This is a genomic window from Levilactobacillus suantsaiihabitans (genome assembly GCF_004745505.1).
Classification (GTDB): domain Bacteria; phylum Bacillota; class Bacilli; order Lactobacillales; family Lactobacillaceae; genus Levilactobacillus; species Levilactobacillus suantsaiihabitans.
On sequence record NZ_RKLX01000045.1, the window covers coordinates 1 to 2,459 of the forward strand.

Sequence of the window (2,459 nt, forward strand, 5' to 3'; positions counted from 1 at the left end):
AATCCTTACATTCCAACAATTCCACCAACTTTCTTTTTTTCTTTATATTTGTCTTGACGGGTTACGGTTTTCCATTCAGTTTAGAGGGAGTGACGTTTTGAGCGCAGAATTGTTCCCTGAAAACAGCTATTTGGAATAACTGAACCAGAGTGCAATTCTACGCTAAGGTTTCCCCCTAGTTCGTCGGTCGTTAACGCCCGTCGCTTGTCTGTACAATTGCGGTATTGCTACCACCACTCATTATAAACCTACGTTTTCGGTTTAGCCTACTAAAAAACGCCCTAGAAGGCGTTGATGATACGTATTTATTTTTGTTCGATCACCAACTAATCAGTGGCACCAAGCCGAAGCTTCGTTTTACCACCCGCGCCGTTAATGGTCGCGCTCACCATTCACCACCCAGCCGTACAGATAGCCTTGTTGTGGTATAGCCAGACTTATTGAAGTCGCCCTGGCAAACGTGTCCCCTTGGATTTAGACCCCAGCTTGTCCCCTAGGGCTTTAAAAATCGCACCGGCCATGATATAATAGTCATTAAACAACGATGACTTTTATGTGGCGCTCACCGATTCCCGTCGGTGGGTGTTTTTTTGTATTCACTTACAAGTACAATTGTATTTCTCTCAATAAAAGAAATCAACACTTCTTTAAAAAATGTATACATTTTTACATTAGTACAAATACTAATGTAAAAATTAGTATTTGTATACTCATTCAAAACGCCTCTATTGCAGTCTACATAGAGCTCATGTATACATTTTTACTTTTACACACTTGTATTTGTATACATGTACTAATTTTTGTGCTATGCTTTAAGAGCATTACACTACATATTTATGAGGTGATATTTTGGATAGCAAAGTCATAACATTTTCAAACTTTAAAGGCGGGACTGGCAAGACAACTAATAGTACAATGACTGGTATCGAGTTGGCACGTCGTGGGTATAAAACACTATTAATAGATTTGGATCCTCAAGCTAACGCCACTAATTTATATTTAAAAACTAAAAATAACGTCGGCGGTGAAGTAACTTCTTTTGATGAAACCTTGATGACCGCAATTAAAAACAAAAACCTCAAACCAGCTATCATCAACGTAATCCAAAATTTAGATATTCTTCCATCCTCAGCTGACTTTTCTTTATATCCTAGATATATGGAGAATATAATTTCTGACTACACCGATCGTGTAAAATACTTGTCTACCTTAATAAATCCGTGGAAAGATGACTATGACTACTTGTTGGTAGACGTTCCACCTACAATTAGCCTAATCACAGATACCGCATTATATATGACAGACTACGCGATTGTCGTTCTTCAAACTCAGGAAAGATCGCTTCAGGGTGCCCAGGCATTCATCAAATACATGCAAGATCAAATTATCAATGAATTCCACGCTCCGACATTAGATTTACTAGGAATATTGCCGGTTTTGCTGAAAAATGGTGCCCCTGTTGATAAGAGCACCTTAGCTAAAGCAATTGATATATTTGGTAAAGAAAATATTTTTGACATAACAATTAAAAATATGGAACGCTTAAAACGATATGATGTAACCGGGGTGACATTTAAAGATCAGTTTGATAAAGCAGTTCAAGACGTATACTCCAACGTTACTGATGAAATATTTAGCAGAATGGCTGGTGAATAGGAATGAGCGGATTATTAAACAATCCCAATCTAAAAAAACAACCAAAGACGGACCCACTTGATCGTGGACAAGATATCAAACCCAAAAACACCTTTACTACAGATGATCTTAAAAGTAATAATGGCAAACCATCAAAACCGGGAAAAAGCGTTGCAGATTCTGTTACTTTTTATGCTAACGTTAGAATCAACAACCATATTAAGAACAAAGCGGAAGCTTTATCTGGAATTGGTCTATATAAATCTCAAAAAGATGCCATTGATAACGCATTAGACTATCTCATTGATTCTTTAGACGCTGAAGACAAGCGAAAATTTACTTTTCAATTAGATATTCTGGAGAGTAGAGACGCCCGAACTAGGGGAAAATAATATCGCGCTCTCAGACAACACGTTCAGCTTTTAGACGTATACTTGTCCGTTTAAATTAAGCAGAATGCACACAAAAAAGTCCTCTATTATGCGGAATAGAGGGCTTTTCTGAAATCAGTACATACAGGCTTTGCTTAGGAGCGTTGCTTGTGTCCATTTAGGACATACACAATCATAGCACGTATTTGACAACTATATACACGTATAAGCAAACAATGCACGAGAATGCGTTTATATGGTAGATTGTAAAGAAAGTGGCTCATCAACAATTGAACAGCCTATTTTCCACTACTGGATCAGCCAAATTAACAACGGCAAATTCTATAATTAATCCGAACAGAAATTAAAAAGCCCAAAGCAATCACTTACAATGGTAGTAGCTAATTCCAACCAATATAGGGAGTGATTACTTTGGGTACATCTACTTTATCA

At 37.4% G+C, this 2,459-nt stretch carries 2 protein-coding genes; both read left to right on the plus strand.

Features of this window, described 5'->3' with window-relative positions:
* The first annotated feature begins 849 nt into the window (after nt 1-849).
* Complete coding sequence (locus EGT51_RS12695; protein WP_010010558.1) at nt 850-1,656, plus strand: ParA family protein; 807 nt, start codon at nt 850-852, stop codon at nt 1,654-1,656.
* Between the two features lie 2 nt (nt 1,657-1,658).
* Nucleotides 1,659-2,027: a DUF5388 domain-containing protein gene (locus EGT51_RS12700; protein WP_020090532.1), complete on the plus strand. Its 369-nt coding sequence runs from the start codon at nt 1,659-1,661 to the stop codon at nt 2,025-2,027.
* Nucleotides 2,028-2,459: the final 432 nt, after the last annotated feature.

What these genes read in the sequence shown, in the direction of transcription:
- EGT51_RS12700 (WP_020090532.1), top strand. Translation starts at nt 1,659, where the DNA reads ATGAGCGGATTATTAAACAATCCCAATCTAAAAAAACAACCAAAGACG.